Annotated in this window: 14 protein-coding genes and 1 pseudogene; 10 read left to right on the top strand and 5 right to left on the bottom strand. The window is 67.4% G+C overall.

Annotated elements, in window-relative coordinates:
• Positions 1–79: 79 nt before the first annotated feature.
• Positions 80–208 (bottom strand): annotated as a pseudogene (locus GD632_RS08995) (transposase); the annotation flags it as partial.
• A gap of 209 nt (positions 209–417) precedes the next feature.
• Here GD632_RS08995 and GD632_RS09000 point away from each other — a divergent pair.
• Positions 418–927, top strand: coding sequence for a hypothetical protein (locus GD632_RS09000; RefSeq protein WP_152191150.1), 510 nt, complete (start codon positions 418–420; stop codon positions 925–927).
• Positions 928–1,049: 122 nt separating this feature from the next.
• Here GD632_RS09000 and GD632_RS09005 read toward each other — a convergent pair whose 3' ends face one another.
• Entirely contained in the window at positions 1,050–3,812 is a 2,763-nt protein-coding gene (locus GD632_RS09005; RefSeq protein WP_152191153.1) for a class I SAM-dependent DNA methyltransferase, read from the bottom strand.
• Entirely contained in the window at positions 3,809–7,090 is a 3,282-nt protein-coding gene (locus GD632_RS09010) for a helicase-related protein (RefSeq protein WP_193311418.1), read from the bottom strand. Before GD632_RS09010 ends, GD632_RS09005 begins: the two co-directional genes overlap by 4 nt.
• A gap of 419 nt (positions 7,091–7,509) precedes the next feature.
• Here GD632_RS09010 and GD632_RS09015 point away from each other — a divergent pair, with 419 nt between their 5' ends.
• Positions 7,510–7,806, top strand: a complete 297-nt coding sequence (locus GD632_RS09015) for a hypothetical protein (RefSeq protein ID WP_152191156.1) — start codon at positions 7,510–7,512, stop codon at positions 7,804–7,806.
• A 40-nt stretch (positions 7,807–7,846) separates the two neighbouring features.
• On the opposite strand, the gene GD632_RS09020 is transcribed toward GD632_RS09015, so the two are convergent.
• Positions 7,847–8,263 (bottom strand): hypothetical protein, encoded by a 417-nt coding sequence (locus GD632_RS09020; RefSeq protein ID WP_152191159.1) that lies wholly within the window; start codon positions 8,261–8,263, stop codon positions 7,847–7,849.
• Positions 8,264–8,469: 206 nt separating this feature from the next.
• Positions 8,470–11,988: a MobF family relaxase gene (gene mobF, locus GD632_RS09025; RefSeq protein ID WP_226924775.1), complete on the bottom strand. Its 3,519-nt coding sequence runs from the start codon at positions 11,986–11,988 to the stop codon at positions 8,470–8,472.
• A gap of 284 nt (positions 11,989–12,272) precedes the next feature.
• Between mobF and GD632_RS09030 the strand changes: the two genes are divergently transcribed.
• The 8 genes from GD632_RS09030 (at position 12,273) to GD632_RS09065 (ending at position 18,747) form a co-directional block, all read left to right on the top strand.
• Entirely contained in the window at positions 12,273–13,007 is a 735-nt protein-coding gene (locus GD632_RS09030) for a hypothetical protein (RefSeq protein ID WP_152191163.1), read from the top strand.
• Complete coding sequence (locus tag GD632_RS09035) at positions 12,989–13,888, top strand: hypothetical protein (protein ID WP_152191165.1); 900 nt, start codon at positions 12,989–12,991, stop codon at positions 13,886–13,888. The genes GD632_RS09030 and GD632_RS09035 overlap by 19 nt, the downstream gene beginning before the upstream one ends.
• A 138-nt stretch (positions 13,889–14,026) precedes the next feature.
• Positions 14,027–14,575, top strand: coding sequence for an SAF domain-containing protein (locus tag GD632_RS09040; protein WP_193311420.1), 549 nt, complete (start codon positions 14,027–14,029; stop codon positions 14,573–14,575).
• 7 nt (positions 14,576–14,582) lie between these two features.
• Complete coding sequence (locus GD632_RS09045; RefSeq protein ID WP_152191169.1) at positions 14,583–15,362, top strand: ParA family protein; 780 nt, start codon at positions 14,583–14,585, stop codon at positions 15,360–15,362.
• A complete protein-coding gene (locus GD632_RS09050; RefSeq protein ID WP_152191172.1) occupies positions 15,359–16,738 on the top strand; it encodes a CpaF family protein in 1,380 nt (459 codons plus the stop codon). Before GD632_RS09045 ends, GD632_RS09050 begins: the two co-directional genes overlap by 4 nt.
• The gene (locus tag GD632_RS09055) at positions 16,738–17,580 is read left to right on the top strand and encodes a type II secretion system F family protein (RefSeq protein ID WP_152191174.1); all 843 of its coding nucleotides are present in this window, start codon (positions 16,738–16,740) and stop codon (positions 17,578–17,580) included. The genes GD632_RS09050 and GD632_RS09055 overlap by 1 nt, the downstream gene beginning before the upstream one ends.
• A complete protein-coding gene (locus tag GD632_RS09060; protein WP_152191176.1) occupies positions 17,577–18,485 on the top strand; it encodes a type II secretion system F family protein in 909 nt (302 codons plus the stop codon). Before GD632_RS09055 ends, GD632_RS09060 begins: the two co-directional genes overlap by 4 nt.
• A 70-nt stretch (positions 18,486–18,555) precedes the next feature.
• Entirely contained in the window at positions 18,556–18,747 is a 192-nt protein-coding gene (locus GD632_RS09065; RefSeq protein WP_152191179.1) for a hypothetical protein, read from the top strand.
• The last annotated feature ends 48 nt before the right edge of the window (positions 18,748–18,795 follow it).

Here is an 18,795-nt window from a genome sequence, read left to right on the forward strand (position 1 = left end):
GCTCCCCCGCCAAGACGGAGGTGGCGAGACCCTGACGGTAACGTCGTGATCTCGGGTGGGCAGCGCACCCACCATCGACCACCCCAGCCAGGCCGCGGGCGACCAGGTCGGCGAAGAACTCGTTCCATGCCGCCCCGGTCTCCGAGGTGGCAACCCGCATGCCCAGGACCTCGCGGTGGCCGTCGCCGTTGACACCGGTGGCGATCAGAAAGCGGTAGCCGAACTCCGGGTCGTCCCCCGGTGAGCGCATTATGACGTATCGGCGGCGACGGGGCGGGGCCCTGGTTTCCATTCTTGGCTCGCCCCCCTCGCTCGCTGAGCGATCACACGAGCCCGGGTCGCCACCAGCCCAACATCGCGCCCGCCCGCCGGCTACGGGCCAGTGCAGAACTCCGCACCCGAGTACAGTCCACGAACATGGCGAGTATCACAGTGCAGACAGCCACCTGGCCTCCTCCCGTTGACGCAGCCCGTCTCGAGCGCCTCGCGCAAGCTATCAACGCCGCCGGCCACGCCGTCAAGGTTGCGGAGCGCCCTAAACAGGTTGAAAGGCCTCCCATCAGTCATGGCGCAGACTATCTTGATGTGCTGATTTATATCGGATCAGGAATGGGGGGAGCCGCTCTTACCCTCCTCACACAAGACCTCTACCGGGTAACGAAGAACTGGTTTCGAAAAGAGCAACGAAAGCCTGATGCGCCCAAGAGTGAGCAGGGCTTCTTACGGTTCTCCATCATGGACCCCGACGGACAGATCTTACGCTGCTGGCAAATGGACGATGTCGGAACAAAGGTCGGAATTGAGTTCGGCTTGACGCTTGGCAGGGGCGTAAACGATCCGGTGCGAAACGGAGAACCCACGGGTCTCATCGAGGATGACGATGGCCGCCCGAGCGACGGTGACGGCACCCCCTGGAAGGCGCCATGATATCCGATCCACCGAAGGCGGCATCGAGCCGGGACATCCACGTCCGGGCTGGTGCGCCGTCTCATAAATGATCGTTATTGGACTATCCTTCCTTCCTTTCGGGAGTCGCCAGCCACGTCGGCTCAGATGTCAAGCACTTCCTGACCTGTGAGCTTGGCGTAGCGTCGAAAAAGGTGCTTTTGGCGGTCGTCCTCCGTGGCGCCAGGCTTAAGGTCGAAGATCCGGTCCATCACCCGGTCGAGTTCAGCATGGGCCTCCAGGAGGTCAGCTGGTATCCCATCCGGCGCGTAGAGGTCCGCGAGGGAGGCACTCAAGTGTTGGCTGCGGGCGTCCACGATGCCTTGGGCTGCGGCGACCACGGCGCCCCGCTGGCGGTCACTGAGGGGCGGCAGCGGGAAGGTGTTGTAGGTGAAGGTGTTGGAGAACCGCAAGTCCGACTTGATCCGCCCGCCGATCGCCCGCATCCAGGCGATGAACATGGACGAAGACAGGACGCCCAGGACGAAGCCGTCCGGATCGGCCACCATGAAGTTCGCGTTCCCGTTGATGACCTCGCTGTCGTATCGGGCTGCGGTGAAGTAGCGGCGATGTTCGCCGACGTGCGCGGGGATCGCCAGATAGCTCGTATCGGGCTGCCGTCGTTCATCGAACAGGTGGGGCGTGGCTGCCTTCTTCCTCGTGGCGGCCTTTGAGCTGGCCTGACGCATCGCGCGCACTGCCGCGACACGGCTTCGCAGGACCGGACTGGAGTTGATCTCTTCCTGCGTGGCTCCCACGAGCCATAGGCACCAGCGGTCCTTGTCGTGGAGGAGTTCCTTGGCGCCGACGAATCGGCGCAAGTACTTACTTGCGGTGGGGTCGGCCTGGACAATGGGGAGGTCTGTCGCCGAGACGAAGAAGTGGCCGCCGTCGGTGGGCTTGTTGCCATACCCGACCGCCGGCATGGACGGGGAGATAGGTCGGGTTCGACTGCTGACGAGGAGGATCGGGGCGTCTGCCACGAGGTAGGGGTTAATCTTGCTCGCGACGTGGGGCGTTCCCTTGCCAACGCCACCCCATGGGTATGTCCAAAGCGTAGGTCTGGGGGTCGTTGCCTTGTCGAAACCGATGATGGAGACATGCACCGCGGCCCCGCCTTTGGCTTCTGTCACCCAGCGGAAGGAGCGGTGGGCGAAGCGGCAGCGCCACCCTGCCTCGAGGATGGGGCGCCAGAGGAACTCGACGGCTTCGCCTTGGCAGATGGAGTTGGTGGAGACGAAGGCCCACCGGCCCTTGTGGGAGCCGTAGTGGTCGATGGCTTTGGCGTACCAGCAGGTAACGTAGTCGAGGTAGCCGTTGTACCGCGGTCCCCAGATTGCCTTGGTGTCGGCGGTCTGCTGGGCGGTTTTGGTGTACTGGCCGATGAATGGCGGGTTACCCACGACGATGGTGTCGTCACTTGGCGGCACGATGTGGCGCCAGTCCAGGTGTAGCGCGTTGTCGTGCACGATCGTGGGGGCGATTTTGATAGGGAGCCGGTCGGGAGGGTTGCCGAACTCCTCCTGCATCGCCTGGTTGGCCAGGTGATCGACCAGCAGCATCGCGACTTCGGCGATCCGGGCCGGCCATTCCTCGATCTCGATGCCGTAGAAGTGATCCAGGGTGACCTTGATGTCGCCGGTGACGTCCAGTGTCATCTGTGACCGGCTCCAGTTGAGGTCGGCCTCATCCAGCTGGCGCCGGCGCTTGAGGATTTCTAGCTCGATGGCGCGCAGTTCGCGGTAGGCGACGATGAGGAAGTTGCCGCACCCACAGGCGGGGTCCATGATCCTGAGCCGGCCGAGGTCGTTGTGGAGCCGAGTGAGCTGGCCCTTGTCGTCCCATGCCTGGTCGAGGCGGTCGCGGTACTCGTCGAGGAAGAGCGGGTTGATGGTTTTGAGGATGTTTTCCTCGGTGGTGTAGTGCTCTCCGCCTTCGCGGCGGGCTTCCTTGTCCTTCACGACCTGGAACATGGACCCGAAGACGGCGGGAGAGATGAGTGACCAGTCAAAGTCGCACGCATCAAGGAGGCCAGCTCGAAAGCCGGCGCTCAATTCGCTCAGGTGGAGCTGGTCGCGGTACAGACCGCCGTTGACATATCGGAACTCAGCAAGGGGAGAGCCCGGCGGCAGGCCTCGCAACTTCTCGTCCTTGTTCAACACGTCGAACAGGTCGATGAGGTCGGTGTGCAGGGTGGTGTCAGTGGTGTAGGTGGCGAGCCAGTCGCGGAACATGTTGGTGCGCCACATGCCGGAGTCGTCACCGAAGAGCAGGAAGAGCAGGCGCGCGAGCAGGAGCGTGGCGTCGTGCGTGCTGAGCTCGGATGCCTCGAGCTCGGTGTACAGGCGTGCCATGAGCCGGGCGGCCGCCACAGAGGCGGCCTCGGCCTCGACGTCGAAGGCTGACCGCATGCGGGCTAGGACCTCAACGAGGGTTGGGTCCTCATCAAAGTCGATGGTGATCGCATCGAGCTGGTCAATCAGGTGGGTGTCGTCCTCACCGACCTTGTGGGCGTGGACGAGCAGCTTGGCGTTGACGCCGCCGGTCTGGGCTCGGCGTGGCCAGCGCCATTCCTGCTCGGTGTCGCTGGTGAAGATCACCAGACGTTCGAAGTTGTCCTTCTCCAAAGCCTGGTCGAGGGCGCGCTGGATGCGCCGGCCGGGCAGTTCAGAGCAGTGCCAGATCCGCATGCCCTTGTAGCCGGCCACCTGGGTGAGGGTGTAAGTGGAGTTCTCGAAGGCGACGGTGCGGTCGGGCTGGTCAGGGTTGTCCCAGCCAAGCTCCTCGATGAACAACTTGCGGAAGTCGCGGCGGTCGACCAGTGGCAGCAGACGGGCGGAGGTGAGCGTCGCGGAGGTGGCGGTCATCGGATTCCCATGCTGGAGACGATGCGGATCGGGTCGTTGCTGGTGCGGCTCTCAATCACAAGCTGGTCATCGCGGTGTAAGGCGGTGACGCGGGCGGCGAGAGCCTCATCGTTGACGGCGGAGCGGATCGCGCTGCGGAGGCGCCGCTCCGCCTCTCGCGTCAGGGGATGCTGGTAGAGAGCTTCCAAGGCGGCCTGGGTGTCGGGGCTGCGGGTGGCATACTCCAGGGTTTCCCCGAGCCGGTTCCACACCTGTCGGCGCACCCCGCGCAGTCGGCCCGCGATGGCCTGGGGCGTGGCGAGTGGGCCGCGCACGAGACCGACGATCAGGTCCTCGTGGTCCTCGCGGAGTTCGAGCCCTTCCTCGGTGGGGGCCGCTTCGAACAGGCGCAGTGCCTCGTGACCGGTGAGGAGCCGCGGCTCTTTCCCTAGGGGTGCGAATCCGAACCCGTCGATGCCGCTGGCGGTGCGCACGAAGCACACCACACCGGCCTCTCGGTCGGTCACGCGTTGGGCGCGGGTGGCGTCGATGAGGTCTGGTAGTTGCGCGATCTTCTTCGCCAGGGCCGGGTCGGCCTTCTCGGCGTTGGACCAATACTGGAACGCGAGCGAGGAGGCATCGACGTCGTCGATACTGTCGGTGCCGTCGTGGTCGTCGAGGTTGCCGTTGTACAGGTCGCTGATGACGTGTACCTCGCCTTCGGTGCCGAAGAACTGCTCATCGGAACCAAAGGCCTCAGCATTCGCGGACAGTCGTGCAGCGATCCGCCGGCGCAGCGAGATCACGTTCTCGAGGGACTCGTGGAAGAAGGAGTAGATGAACACCTCGTCGGCGCTCTGCCCGACCCTGTCGACACGGCCGGCGCGCTGGATGAGCCGGATGATGGCCCACGGCAGGTCATAGTTGACGATGATGTGAGCGTCCTGCAGGTTCTGGCCCTCGGACAGGACGTCGGTGGCGACCAAGACCCGCAACTCATCCTCAGGCGCCACGCCCGGGTCCTTGCCGGGCAGAGAGTTGGACCGAGGCGAGAACCGGTGGGCCAGCCGGGTGGGATCTTCACTGGCACCAGTCACAGCGGCGACATCGGTGATGCCGACCGCGGCGAGCTCTGCAGCGACGTAAAGCGCGGTGTCCTTGTACTCGGTGAACACCAGGATCTTGTCGTGCGGGTGGCGCTGTGTGAGCAGGTCGATGAGGGCGTGGAGCTTCGAGTCCCGGCTGGCGTCCCAGTCTCCGAAGGAGTCCAGCAGCTCGGATAGAGCGGTGGTGTCACGTTCCAGTGCATCGCGTAGTGCAGGGGTAAAGAGCCCAGGACGGACCCAGGTGACCCCCGTGGGACTTGCCGCCTGCAGAGCTTCGTACCGCCTGGCTGGCTCCGCCCCGAGCACATCAGCACCCTCGGCGTCAGCGGTGGTTTCGTCCTCGTCCCACGCCATGTTCACGTCCAGGATCGTCCCGGTCGGCACGGGCAAGCCTTTGTCGATGGCATAGAGGAACAACTCGTTGCGGGCCACGTGGCGGTGGAGGGACAGGGTGAAGGCATACCCACCGGAGGACAAGCGCTTGTAGAAGGTGGTCTTCACGAACCCAGCTACCTGCCCGCGGCCACGAGCGATGTCCTCCACCCACGCGCGCTCCTCCTCCGTCAGGAGAACCGACCGGTTCAGGTACCGCGCTAAGTCATAGCGGGGTAGGGAAAGCGCGTCGATCGTCGCGAGCGCCTCGTCTGATGCCATGGCGCGAGCTGGGTCGCTGGCTCCGAAGTCGTGCGCGAGGGGGCGCGCCACCCGGTCGGGGAAGGTGAAGCGGGTGCCGTCGGCGAACTCGAGATAGTCCCGACCGTGCTCGTCTTGGGCGGTGTAGTTGGACCTAATGAAGGACCGCGTCCGGCGCACCAGGTGCTCGGACATGAGCCGCTTCCAGTCATCGGGGTCTTCTGAGCGGCGGAACGCGGCCAGTGTGCTGATTTTCCCGTCGACCTTGTCACGCAGCTGAGGGTCAGCGGCCAGCGCGTTTGTCGGAGAGATGCCAAGGTCGTCGTCCTCTTCGATGTAGAGGCCGAGCTGGTTGGCGACGTCGGTGAACTGGATGTTGTAGGGGGTTGCGGTCAGCCCCAGGACCTTGGAGTCGTTCGCGCGGATGTAGTCGCGGATGGCGGCATAGTCGCGTCGTTCGTTGTTGCGCAGTGTGTGGGACTCATCGACGATCACGAAGGGGTAGCGGCGCAGTTCCGGTAGGACGTTGTGGACCATGGAGTACGGCACGACTTTGCCGTGCAGGTCGTACGCCCCGAGGTGTTCCTCCCACATACGCACCAAGTTCTTCGGGCAGACCACCAACGGCATGTATCCGTGCTCGTCCCTGAGCATCAACGCGACCGCGATGGCAGTGAGTGTCTTACCGAGGCCCACGACGTCACCGAGCATGGTTCCGCCCCGGGTGACGATGCGTCGGGCGAGCGTGCGCACCGCGGTGGTCTGGTAGTCGAGCAGCAAGGAGGCGATCTCCGGCGGGATGGAGTACTCAGCTTCGCCATCGCGCACGTCGCGGGACAGGTCGTAGCAAACCTTGAGAAACACCTCGTACGGCCGGCGCGGCTCAGGTGTTGCCCAGGACTCGTCGATCAGGTCCAGCAGCTCTGTGGTTACTGGCCGGCTGAAGCGGTCGTTCCACCGGTCCTCGAACCACTGCGCGAGGTCGGCCGACGCGGCCGAATCGACGACGTCGACGTTCAGCTCGAGGTTCGACGTCAACCCGGGGGCAGTCAGGTTGGATGAGCCGACGAATCCGATGATCGGGGTATTGAGGTCCTGACGATGGAAGACGTAGGTCTTCCCGTGCAGCGGCCTGCGGGTGAAGACCTTCACCTCGACCTTCCCCTCGGCGAGCAGGTCCCGTAGGGACCGCAGGGTGCTACGGTCGGCGGCGGTCGGCAAACCCCGCATCAGTTGGACGCGCAACTGCTCCAGCAACTGGTCACGTCGAGCGCGCGCCGCGGTGTTGTCCGCCTCGTGGCTCGGGGCGTCATCCACTTCCGATTGCAGGGAGTCCAACGCCTCCTGCTGAGGTCCACCGGTGACCATCCCGATCAGAATCCGGGCTACCGGCTTCCCACCACCCCCCGGTTCAACCTTCTCGCGGACGAGGTCATCAAAGGCACTCCACCCGCGCAGGTTGAAGTAGCCCACCGCCACGTCGAGCCGGTCAAACTCCTGCAGCGTGGCCTGAAGGTGCGTGCCCAGCTGGTTGTGGATGTTGTCGAAGATCCGCGTCACGCCGTCAGCCCGCCCGTTCTCATTGCCTCTTTGGTGCTCTACAGCGAGCACGCCTGCTGAGCCGATTCTGCCCGACAGGTGTGGCACATCGCTGGGTCGTTCCGCCTTGAGTCTTCCACCATGTTGCCCGAACTCTCGACGCGGCCACATCGAGTTCGCCACGATGCGTCTGATGCATGTCGGCGATGAAGACGGCCACGGCCGTTACGGCGTACTCGACGGAGACGTCGAGGGTCTCCTAAGCCATGAGGGAGCCCGGCAGTCACGCCATTCTGCCGACGTCGCGTACGTGGTGTGCCCTAGCTTCGCTTGCCTAGACCAGGCAGTCCCCCACTGACCGTCCTGACCGAGGTGGACGCGGCCCCATCGAAACGCCCCGGACGGCTGACGCCGGCTGCCGACCGAATCACCGCCGCATCTTGCGCGGCAGCTCGCTGGCGGGCTGCGCGCCGAGCCTGCGCCTTCTTCTTGGCACGATTGCGCTCACGTTGCCTACTGCCCCGCAGGACGGCCAAGATGCGTCGATCGTCGTCACGGTCAAGGTTCCCCGGGATTCCGCGTTGAGCGCGCAGCCAGCGCATGACGTGCTTGACCGTGTCGCCGGCGTCGAGCCGCCGGCCGACGGCCGCAACCACATCGAAGCCCGCACTCCGACTAAGCTCCGCGCACATCGTCTTGGGCAACATCGCGGCGCGGACAGCACGGTCATGCACTGAGGTCGCGGGGGCGTCTGGTGCTTGACTCATCTGGATAACACTATTGCTGAGCGTCGACACTCTCGACGGATACCCGTGCGTTGGGCACCATTGGCGAGTGCCCGGGCCACCGCGGGTATGCCCCGAACTGGCGCGCGGCGGGCTGGCGTAGCGTCCGGCGAACCCAGACGAACGGGCTGCGGATTGCGACGTGTGCGAACTTGATTGTGTTCATCGCGCCCCACAGCGTCGGGACCCACCACCAGCCGGAGTTGTCGACGTTAAGGTGCCCTCCGCTCCAGGTCATCGCTATGTAGTACAGGGGTGTGAGAGCGGCACCGATGGGAAGGCCCCACTTGATCCCGCGGTCGGTCTTGACCCAGCGGACCAGGTGGCTGGTCGGCATCCACGCACGGACGTAGGCGTAGACGCGGAGTGCGAGCGCGAACCAGAACCGGAGGATGAGGTAGAAGAGCACGATGCCGCCTCTCGCTCATGGCCGGCTGGGGATGAGCCAGCCTCTAGCGGTGAAGGGTGGGCGCTACCGGTTCGCTGTGCGTCGGTAGACGGTGAGGTTGTGGACAACTCGTGTATCCACAGATTCCTTGCCAGTGGCCCCGTGGTCGGGCACTTTCGCCCACGCTGGGTTCCATGCGTGCGATTACGGCAGGGGCGTGGGGCGTCCTAGAGACTGCACGCGTGCGTGTGCGAACGGCTCGCTGCGCGCCTGCGGGCCTGTGCGGTGGCCTCGGCTCGGCGGAGTGCTTCGGCGGCGCGGCCCCGGTCGCGTTCTTGGACGAGTGTCTGGGACGAGGCGCCGAGTGGCGCGGGCCCGGTGATGCCGTGACGGTCACGATAGGCCGCAACGACCGCCAGTTCGTCGAGCCACCGTTCGCGATCGCCGGCACTGAGCGGTCGCTCACCGATACGAGACAGCCACGGCGCCTGTTCGCGGACTGCAGCCTCGGCGAGCGTACGGGCGCGGGTTTCGATGAGCTCGCGGCGTTCGGCCAGCGCGCGAGCTGCGTCGGCGCGCAGCGGACCTATGACGGCGGGGATGAGTCCGGTGATGAGATCCGGCCTCGTACCGGGTGCGGGCCTTGCTGTGGCTCGGGCGAGGCGGGCGGTGAGAACGGCAGCGACGTCGCCGGCGTCGAGCAGCGTGCGCTGGGCGACGAGCCGCGGAAGCAGGGTGTCGACGTCGTAGCGGTTCGCCTCGGCGCGGCGCAGCTCGGCCATCAAGACGGTGAAGGCTCCGGAGGCGATGACCTGGCCGGCTTCGGCGGTCGTGAGCGCGCCCGCGCGTACGAGCGCGTCGGTGACGAGCCCTGTCCAGCGGTCGCGTTGGGCGGTGGCGGCGATGGTCTCGTACTCGGCCGCGACCTGCGCGATGCCGGTCCACCGCTCCTGCTCGGCGGTGATGGTCTGGTGCGCGGTCAACTCGAGCCCAGAGTGGCTGAGGACGCCGAAGAGGACGGTGCGCGCGGAGGTGTCGGCGTCGGCCGGGGTGGCATGCAGCGGGTCGGGCTTGTCGAGGGCGACGTAGGCGGTGTTGGCGCGTCGGCCGCGGGTCATGGAGACGTACAGGTTTTCGCGGGTGGTCGACGGGGAGACGACGACGTGCGCGGTGTCGACGGTGATGCCCTGGGCACGGTGGGCGGTGACGGCGTAGCCGAGGTCGACGTGTCGGCCGACGTACCCGGCCGGGAGCGTCAGGCCCGCCCCGCTGGGGTCGCCGACTCGGCGCACGTCGAGCGTCCCGTCGCTTCCGACGTGGGTGACGGTCCAGCGGTCACCGTTACGGACCCACGTGTCTGGGCTGGGCCGCAGGCGACGGTCGTTGCGGCGCGTGATGATGACATCACCGGCAGACGCCCGGACGTCGTCGCGCAGAGGGACCTCACGCCGCGCGGATGTGAGGCCCGACTGGATGCGTTCGGCACGGGCACGCTCATTGAGGTGCCGCACGGACTCGGCGGCCTCGGTGACGAGGATGGACGAATGCCCGACGCGCAGGTCCTCCTGCCATGCCTCGTACGCGGCGTCAATCATGGCCTCGGTGGTGCCCTCGAGGATGCGGCCGTGGCTCTCGTACGCATCGATCGCAGCGACGTCGCCGTCACGCAGCGCGAGGGACGCGTCCTTCTCCCACTCGTGCATGAAGCGTCGCACCTCGACCAGCCGTGCGATGTCGCCGTCGCGGGCCTCGACGAGCAGGGAGAACGCTCCGCCGGCGTCGACGGACTGGAGCTGGGCCGGGTCACCGACGAGCACGACCTTCGCGCCGACCTCGGCCGCGCGGGTCGCGATGGTCTCCAGGGTCCGCGTGGAGGCGAGGGTGGCCTCGTCGAGGATGACGAGTTGCCCAGGGCGGAAGTCGGCCTTGCCGCGCCGGTGGTCGTGAACCCACTTGGCTGTGTTGTCGCAGCCGATGCCAAGGTCTTCGGCGAGCACCTGCGCGGCGGCGGCCGACGGCGCCATGCCGACTACGGACCCAGGCCCGTGCTGGGCGGTCCAGGCACCGAGAAGGGCGGCCATCGCAGTGGACTTACCGGTGCCCGCCGGGCCGACCAGCAAGTCCAGGCGCCGTCCAGACGCGAGGACCCGGGAAAGCGCGGCGGCCTGCTCGCCGTCGATCGCCACGCCATCGACACGGGCGCTGGGCACGTTCTCGACGATGTGCTGCGGGCCGACGAGGGCCGGGAGTCGGTCCTCGGACAGCGCGAGCAGCCGATCCTCCGCGGTGAGCAGGTGCTCGCTCGTGTAGTACGTCGAGTGTCGAGGTCGCAGGGTGCTGGTGCCGTCCTCCCGCCGCATGGCGGCCGGCGTGATGGTGGCCTCGCCTGGGGTGAGGGGGACCGACTGCCGGGTGGCGGCATCGGTGATGAGCGCGACGACGAGGTCGCGGTGCTCCACGGTCTCGAAGCGCCAGCCCATCGTGCGGCGCGAGGCCTCGGCCCACAGGTTCCAGTGCCGCCAGGTCGACCGCTTCTCAGCGACCGCGTCCACGACGTCGGCAGCGGCCTGGTCGATCAGGTACATCGGCACGGAGTCGTGGGTGAGGACCTGCGCGGGCGGACTCTTGGTGAGTTCGCGCGCCCACTCGGTCGGGTCGCCCCGGACGATCTTCTGTGCGCGTGCCCGCCACTCGGCGGTCAGATCCGCCAAAGCGCGAATGTTCTTCTCCGGCCGCGTGTCGAGCGTGGCCTGGGCGCGCATCCGCACGATGCGCCGGTCGGAGGGGTAGTGGCCGTGCTCGCCGACGTAGTCGGCGATCTTGGCGTCGGTGGCAATGTCGATCGCGCGGGCACGGCTGGAGAATGCGGCGACGAGGTCCTCGCTGACGCCCTGGATCTCCCACTGGGCGCAGCGGTCCTCACCACGCTCGCGCCGCTCCCACGACAGGCCAAAGGTCCCGGTGAGCCGGTCGGCCAGGACGGCGTTGTAGTGCTCGGACAGCGCGACAATCGAGTGGTGGACGGCCTTGCTGTCCAGCGTGCGCCACTGCCCGTCATGAGCGGTCAAAACCTTATTGGACACGACCACGTGGGTGTGGAGCTGTGGGTCGTTGGCGCGGGAGTCCCAATGGTCGTACGCCGCGGCGGCGATCCCGACGACGGGCACCTGCGCGATGCCGGCGTGGCCGGTGCGGGTGGCCGCGACCTCGCGCTCGAAGAGGTCGAGGACCTGGGCGACGGCGGCGTGGTGGGCCGCGACGATCAGCTCCTGGGTGTTCGCGTCGGCGACGCCCCACAACACGGAGACCGACTTGGGCACGGAGAAGGTCAGGTCGAACCCGGCGGTCGCGGTGCGCGGTCCGCGGACGGCTTGCTCGGCCTGGATGCGGGTCACTTCGGTGTCGAACTCCTCGACAGGCAGGGTCCGGTCGATGCGAGAGATCATCGCGGAGGTGCGCTCAGTCACGGTCGGGTACTCCCGAAAGGGCTGGCCGAGGTTCTCTCCGGTGACCGGGTCGTCGCCACGTCCCAGAAGCGCCTGGAGGTGCTCGGGCCTTACCGTCATGCCGGGGCGCAGCTCACCTGTCCCGAAGTACGCCACGCCTTTGCCCATCCACACACCGGGCGGGGTGCCGGCCTCCGTGAAGTACCGCGTAAACCCGGTCGCCTGGGCAGCGTCTCCGTCGCCTTGCACGACCGAGCGGAGCAGGTAGCCGTAACCGCTACCCGCCGAGACCACGCGCATCGAGACCGTCACACCACCCAGGTGCGCCTCGGGTGCCAGAGGTGTGAGGACCACGAAGGCCACCGCGCTCAGGGCTGTTGTTGGCGGGCTCCTGCGGTCGGTTCGGCCGCGGGGCGGATTCCGACAAGGAAGGGTTCGAGCCCTCTCGCGAGGTCGTGCGGTGACGACTGTCGGCGGCGCCACGGCGGTCCCCGCACACCTAGTCATCGGACGAGCTCGCTGCTGCTCGTTGGAACGCGGGATGGGCTGGCTTGGATCGCGGCAGGAGGGTGGTAATCGGACCCATGGATCTGCAACACTTCACGCGTCGGCCTCCGCGCGAGGTCGTCCGCGTACACAGGGCACGCAAGAAGTACTCGAACAAGGGCGTCGAGGGCATGCACCTTGGGGGTCGAGGTAGGGCACTAACAGCGGCGACGATCCTGGCGCTCGTCGTCACCTCCGCCTGCTCAGGCTCGCCCGAACCGACAACCACGCCGACTCCCACAGTAGCGACCTCCGCGCCTCCTTCGCCCACACCGTCGCAGAGCCCGTCATCAACTTCCGCTTCGGCCTCCGAAATCGCGGCGCGGGATGCCGAGGCGGTGCTACGGGAGTACTACCAGGTCATCGATGAGCTCCGTGCCAATCCGAACGCGGATCTCTCCATCCTTGACAACGTCGCGGTCAGCGCCGCCCTGGTGTCGCGTCAGCGACAAGTTGAGCGTGAGCGCGGCGAAGGTTGGCACCAGACCGGCGAGACGAGGATCGTCGAGCTCGAACCCAAGGGCGTCAACCTCGACAACACGGACGGCGGAGGCACGACGGTACCGGTGGTCCAGCTCGATGTCTGCATCGACGTCGGCGATGTCGATATCGTCGACGCGAACGGCAGCTCCGTCGTTGCTGATGAACGGCCAACCCGGGGATGGGAACGGCACACCGTCGCGAACTACGACTGGGAGAACGACCCAGCCGGTGGGTGGCGAGTGTCGACTAGCCAGACTCTTGAGCAGCAGCCATGCGACTCCGCCGACTGACGCGTGGCGTCGCCACACTTCTCGCCTTGCCGTGCTTCTTCGCGTTCGGTGTCGGAGCCACTGAGGCCGCTCCTAAGTGCCTCCAGGTCGACCTCGTTACAGGCATCTGCGTTATCAGGATCGACGTACCGGCGGCTCCTCCCTCGAACGAGAACATCTCCGATGAGCGGGGACCGGCTGATACTGGCTCGGACTTGCCATGCTGGCAGGACCCTTCCAGTTTCACGAGGCTTGATCCGCAACCTGAACCTGGTGACCCCCTCTGGGGCGGGCGTGATCCGGCTGACGGTGGGGCGATCTACCACTGTCATATCCCCGACCCAGAGTCGCTTATCAGCAACATCTTCATCTGGCTCGCCGAGCCACCCGCGGCGGTGGCACCGGTGCCCTCCCCGCGGGACCTTGCCCAGACCGCGGTGGACTCGATGGGGCTGGAAGCGATTGAGATCGGGATCGTCCCCGAGCCGGGTGCCGGGTCTCTCGGTCTGGTGGGCATGCCGGTGTGGATGTGGGCGGCGGAGCCGGGCCCAAGCACGGTGGGACCCATCTCGGCGTCGGCGTCGGCCGGCGGCGTCACGGTGACCGCGACCGCACGCGTCAGCACGATCACCTGGGACATGGGTGACGGCAACACGGTCGTGTGCCACGGAGGCGGTACGGCGTACCACCCGAGCCACGGACGGCAGCAGTCACCGGACTGCGGTCATGTCTACACGACGTCGTCCGCCGGCGAGCCAGGGGACAGGTTCACCGTCACGGCGACCTCGGACTGGGTCATCACCTGGGAAGGCGCAGGGCAAAGCGGAACTATCCGGATGGACGGGCTCTCTCAGTCGGTGCAGGTCGCGGTCGGGGAAGCGCAGGTGCTCGTGACCTCGTAAGCGAGCACCGCGACGAAAGTGGGGGAAATGACTAGCACAACGACACGGCCCGACGAGACGACGGGCGAGCGGACCTCACCGCCGGGCGCACCGCCACGGCTGCGACGCCGGCCCGCGATCGCCGCGGTCGGTGCGGTGGTGGCCCTCGCCAGCGCCGGTGGCATTGGGTGGTTGTTCTCCCGGACCGACGACGCGGTTGAGATCATCGTCGCCGCACAGGACGTCGGACGCGGCGAGGTGCTCGAGGCCGGTGACCTGACTACCGCTCGCATCACGCTCGACCCGGCCTTGTCGCCGATCGCGGCGTCGAGGGCTGCTGAGATCGTCGGTCAACGGGTCTCCATTCCGCTCACGGCGGGAGGGCTGGTCACTGAGGCCATGCTCGCGCCCGAGGCCCTGCCGCCCGACGGCATGTCGCTGCTGCCTGTGACGCTTCCGGCCGAGCGCGCCGACGGCCTGGATCTCCAGCCCGGTGACCGGGTCAAGATCGTCGTGACTCCTGAACCCGGTCAGGAGCCCACAGGCATCCCGCCCTTCTCCACGGCCGAGGTCGCGACGGTAGCCCTCAGTGCGGACACCGTCTCGACGGTGGTGACACTCCTGGTGCCCGAGGTCGACGGGCCTGTGCTTGCCGCCCGGCTCGCCGCCGGGAACTTCTACCTCGTTCTGGACTCGCGGGAGCGGTGAATGAGCCATGGCAGTGATCACGCTGTGCTCGGCGTCGGGGTCTCCGGGTGTCACCACGACAGCGGTCGGGCTCGCGATGTGTTGGCCTCGCCCGGTGCTGGTGGTGGAAGCCGACCCGTCCGGGTCCAACGGGCTCCTGGCTGGGATCTTCCGCGGTGCCCGGGAGTATGACGGCGGCCTGCTCGAGCTCGCGTCCTCCCCGCTGGCGGTCTCCGACGCGCTGCGTGATGTCGTGCGGCCGATCGAGACGACGGGAGTGTCCTTCGTGGTGGGCACTCAGACGCACTCGCAAGCGGCCGCGCTGAGCGGGTTGTGGGCGCCGCTGGCCGAGGCGCTGGCTGACCTGGAACGCAGCGGGCAGGACGTCATCGTCGATGCGGGACGGCTGGGTCTGGTCGGCTCCCCCGAGCCGCTGCTGTCGTGGGCGGACCTGACGCTCCTGGTCACCCGGACCACCCTTCCCGCCCTCGCGGGCGCCCGGACATGGGCCGAAGACCTGCGATCGCCGTCGTCCAGCACTTGGCGCGAGTCTGGCCTCCTGCTCGTTGGTGACGGGCCGTACACGAAGCGGGAGGTCGGCAGGGCGCTCACCCTGCCGGTGGTCGCCACGGTCGCCGAGGATGCCGTCGCAGCAGCCGTCTACCACCGGGGCGCGCCTCCCCCGCGGCGCTTCGAGTCCGGCCCGTACGCGCGGTCGCTTCACGCTGCTACGCAGGCCATCACCTCGACCGTGACTCGCTTGCGCGAGCAACGGACCGCTGATCTGACCGGGGACGCGACCTTATGACCACCACCGACTCCACACGCCACACCGCATCCGGCATCGCGGCCCAGGACATCGACTGGCCGCTCGTCGCCCAGCTCCGGGCCCGCGCCTCGAGCCAGCTCTCCGACGCGGTCGGACAGCACGGCACGCTGTCGAAGCGAGCGCAGGAGGAGCTCGGCCGGTCGATCATCCTTGCCCTGCTCGAAGCTGAAGTCGCTGACCGCATCGACTCCGGTCTACCAACATGGAACCTGCTTCAGCAGCAGGCGATCGCACGCGCGGTATTCGACGCCCTGTTCCGCCTCGGCCGGCTCCAGCCGCTCGTCGACCATGACGACGTCGAAAACATCATGATCGACGGGTTCGACAACGTGATCCTGGAGATGTCCGACGGCCGTCGAGTCCAAGGTCCACCGGTAGCGGACTCCAACGGCGAACTGATCGAGTTCCTCTCGTTCCTCGCCTCCCGGTCGGAGGCCAACGCACGAGAGTTCTCCGAGGCGAACCCGACCCTGGACATGCGCCTGGACGGCGGATCCCGGTTGGCGGCGTCGGCCTGGGTGTGCCCGCGCCCTCAGGTCAACATTCGCCGTCACCGATTGGTGGAGGTCTCTCTCGAAGACCTGGTGCTCCTGGGAATGCTGACTCCGTTGGCGTCCTCGTTCCTGATCGCCGCCGTCCGGGCACGCAAATCGATCGTCGTCTCCGGCGCCCAGGGCGCGGGCAAGACGACGCTCGTACGAGCGCTGTGCGCCGAGATCGACGAGTGGGAGCCCATCGGGACGTTCGAGACCGAGCTCGAGCTCTTCCTGCACGAACTGCGTCACCGGCACCACATGGTCCGCTCATGGGAGCACCGCCCCGGCACCGGGGAGATCGGACCGAACGGACGCCGACCGGGTGAGTTCACGCTCGACCAGGCGTTGTCAGCCTCGCACCGCTACAACCTGTCACGGCAAATCGTCGGTGAGGTCCGTGGCTCCGAGGTCTGGCCGATGATCAAGGCGATGGAGTCCGGCACCGGCTCGATCTCCACCACGCACGCCTCGGACGCCGTGGCGGCGATCCGCAAGCTCGTGACCTGCGCGATGGAGGCCGGTCCGCACGTCACCGCCGAGCTGGCCACCACAAAGCTCGCAGCGACAATCGACCTGATCGTCCACGTCGACATGTCCACCACGAGGACCGACGGCCAGACGACCCGCACCCGACGGGTGGCCGAGATCGTCGCCGTCGCCCCCGGCGAGCAGGCCACCGGGTATGCAACCACGCACGTCTTCGCCGCAGGGCCCGACGGCGTCGCCGTGCCCGGCGTCCTGCCCGACGAATACCGAAGGCTGGCCCGGTTCGGGTTCGACCTCACCGGTTACCTCGCAGACCGGCCAGAGGTGACGTGATGCTCCTCGTCATCATTTCCGGCGCCGCCCTGGGCATGGGTCTGGTCGCGGTCGTCGTCGGCCTCACTCCCACGCCGCCAGCGCCACCTCGGCCGTCGGGCAGCGGCACCCGGTTCGCCATGTCGAAGCGGTCGCGCCTGACGCTCTTGGCCGGCCTGGGCGGCGGCCTGCTCGCCTGGCAGATCACCGGCTGGGTGCTCGCCATCGTCGTCGTCCCGGTTGCCGTACTCGGCCTACCCGCCCTGCTGTCGGGGTCGGATGCGAAGACCCAGATCCTCAAATTGGAGGCGATGGCCGAGTGGACCCGCGCCCTGGCCAGCGTGCTCACCGTGGGGATTGGGCTCGAGCAGGCACTGCTCATCTCCGTGCGGTCGGCGCCGGCGGCGATCGAGCCAGAGGTGCGCCGCCTGACCTCCCGGCTTCGCGCCCGGTGGCGCACCGAGGACGCGTTGCGCGCCTTCGCCAACGAGCTGGACGACGCCACCGGCGACCTCATCGCGATGAACCTCGTTCTGGCCGCCCGCAAGCGTGGTACCGGCCTGGCTTCGGTGCTCGAAGCTCTCGCGGAGTCCGTCGCCGAGGACGTACGGGCGCGTCGCCAGATCGAGGCCGACCGAGCCAAGCCCCGGGCGACGGCCCGCTGGGTCACGGCCATCTCCGTCGCCGTGTTCGCGGTGCTCTCACTGACCAGCTCCTACAGCACCGCCTACCGGTCCCCAGTCGGTCAGGTGGTGCTCGTCGTGCTGCTCTCGGCCTACGTCGCAGCGTTGGTCTGGCTCAAGCGCATGGCGGCCGGGGAACCGTGGCCCCGCCTACTCACCCAAGACGGGATCCGCCCATGAGCCCACCGCTGCTCCTCGTCATGGTGCTCGGCGCTCTCGCCGGCGCGAGCCTCGTCCTGCTGTGCACCCAACTCCCACCCGCGCACGTCGAGCTGCACGACGCGTTCGACCGCATGACTCCCGCTCGTCACCGCAAGCTCGCCGACCTGCAGACCCCGGCAGACGCGGGACGCAAGGAGCGGCTCGGAGTGTGGGCGATGCGGGCACTGCCACCGGCGGTGTGGGTGCGCACCCCGGCCCGCGAGCTCGCCCTGCTGCGCATCCCACTGGCGCGGTTCTACGGCGAGAAGCTCCAGTTCGCCGCCCTCGGGCTGCTCATCCCACCCCTGATGAGCACGTTCTTCGCCCTCCTCGGACTGGATCTGCCGTTCGCGATGCCCGCTGTCGCCGCCCCCGCACTGGCAGCGGTCATGTTCTTCATCCCGAACTACAACGCACTCGATGGCGCCAAGAAGGCGCGCGGGGAGTTCCGGCGCGCCATGGCCGCCTACATCGACCTCGTCGCCACCGAACGGCACAACGGCGCGGCCACACGCCAGGCGATGGAGTCCGCAGCCGAGGTCTCGCACAACTGGGTCTTCAGGCGCATCGCCGAAGAGCTGCGCCGGTCGGGGTTCTCCGGCGTCCCGCCGTGGGACGCGCTGCACGCCCTCGCCGATGAGCTCACCCTGCCCGAACTGGCGGACTTCGCCGACATCATGCGCCTGTCCGGTGCGGAGGGTGCCGCAGTCTACGCCAACCTGCGAGCCCGCTCCGCCGCGCTGCGGACGGCGATGCTCAGCGACGAGCTCGCCGTCGCCAACGCGCTCGGGGAGCGCATGACAATCCCCGGCTCACTCGTGGGCGTCATCTTCATGGCCCTCCTCCTCGCCCCTGCCCTGCTGGGCATGTTCACCGGCACCTGACATGCCGCGCACACCTGGAAAACCGTCGGCCGCCGCGCACCTCACATCCAAACCCTGGAAGGACGAAACCATGTCGCACCTCCTCACCGCCCTGACGCTGCTCAAGGCGCACCTGACCATCCCCGACCGTCACCCGGAGCGTGGGTCGGTCACCATCGAGCACGTGCTGTGGGCGGTCGCCGTCATCGCGATCGTCGCCATTGTCGTCGCGGCAATCACGAACTACGTCACGACACAGTCCGGGCGGATCTCAGGGCCATGACTCCTCTACGGCTGGCCACGCATCGGCGCCGTCGGCGGTGGGAGCGGG

Origin of the sequence: Georgenia satyanarayanai (genome assembly GCF_009193135.1) — a bacterium.
Lineage (GTDB): Bacteria > Actinomycetota > Actinomycetes > Actinomycetales > Actinomycetaceae > Oceanitalea > Oceanitalea satyanarayanai.

What these genes read in the sequence shown, in the direction of transcription:
- GD632_RS09000 (WP_152191150.1), top strand. Translation starts at nt 418, where the DNA reads ATGGCGAGTATCACAGTGCAGACAGCCACCTGGCCTCCTCCCGTTGAC.
- GD632_RS09005 (WP_152191153.1), bottom strand. Translation starts at nt 3,812, where the DNA reads ATGACCGCCACCTCCGCGACGCTCACCTCCGCCCGTCTGCTGCCACTG.
- mobF (WP_226924775.1), bottom strand. Translation starts at nt 11,988, where the DNA reads ATGCGCGTGGTCTCGGCGGGTAGCGGTTACGGCTACCTGCTCCGCTCG.
- GD632_RS09030 (WP_152191163.1), top strand. Translation starts at nt 12,273, where the DNA reads ATGGATCTGCAACACTTCACGCGTCGGCCTCCGCGCGAGGTCGTCCGC.
- GD632_RS09035 (WP_152191165.1), top strand. Translation starts at nt 12,989, where the DNA reads ATGCGACTCCGCCGACTGACGCGTGGCGTCGCCACACTTCTCGCCTTG.
- GD632_RS09045 (WP_152191169.1), top strand. Translation starts at nt 14,583, where the DNA reads ATGGCAGTGATCACGCTGTGCTCGGCGTCGGGGTCTCCGGGTGTCACC.
- GD632_RS09050 (WP_152191172.1), top strand. Translation starts at nt 15,359, where the DNA reads ATGACCACCACCGACTCCACACGCCACACCGCATCCGGCATCGCGGCC.
- GD632_RS09055 (WP_152191174.1), top strand. Translation starts at nt 16,738, where the DNA reads ATGCTCCTCGTCATCATTTCCGGCGCCGCCCTGGGCATGGGTCTGGTC.
- GD632_RS09060 (WP_152191176.1), top strand. Translation starts at nt 17,577, where the DNA reads ATGAGCCCACCGCTGCTCCTCGTCATGGTGCTCGGCGCTCTCGCCGGC.
- GD632_RS09065 (WP_152191179.1), top strand. Translation starts at nt 18,556, where the DNA reads ATGTCGCACCTCCTCACCGCCCTGACGCTGCTCAAGGCGCACCTGACC.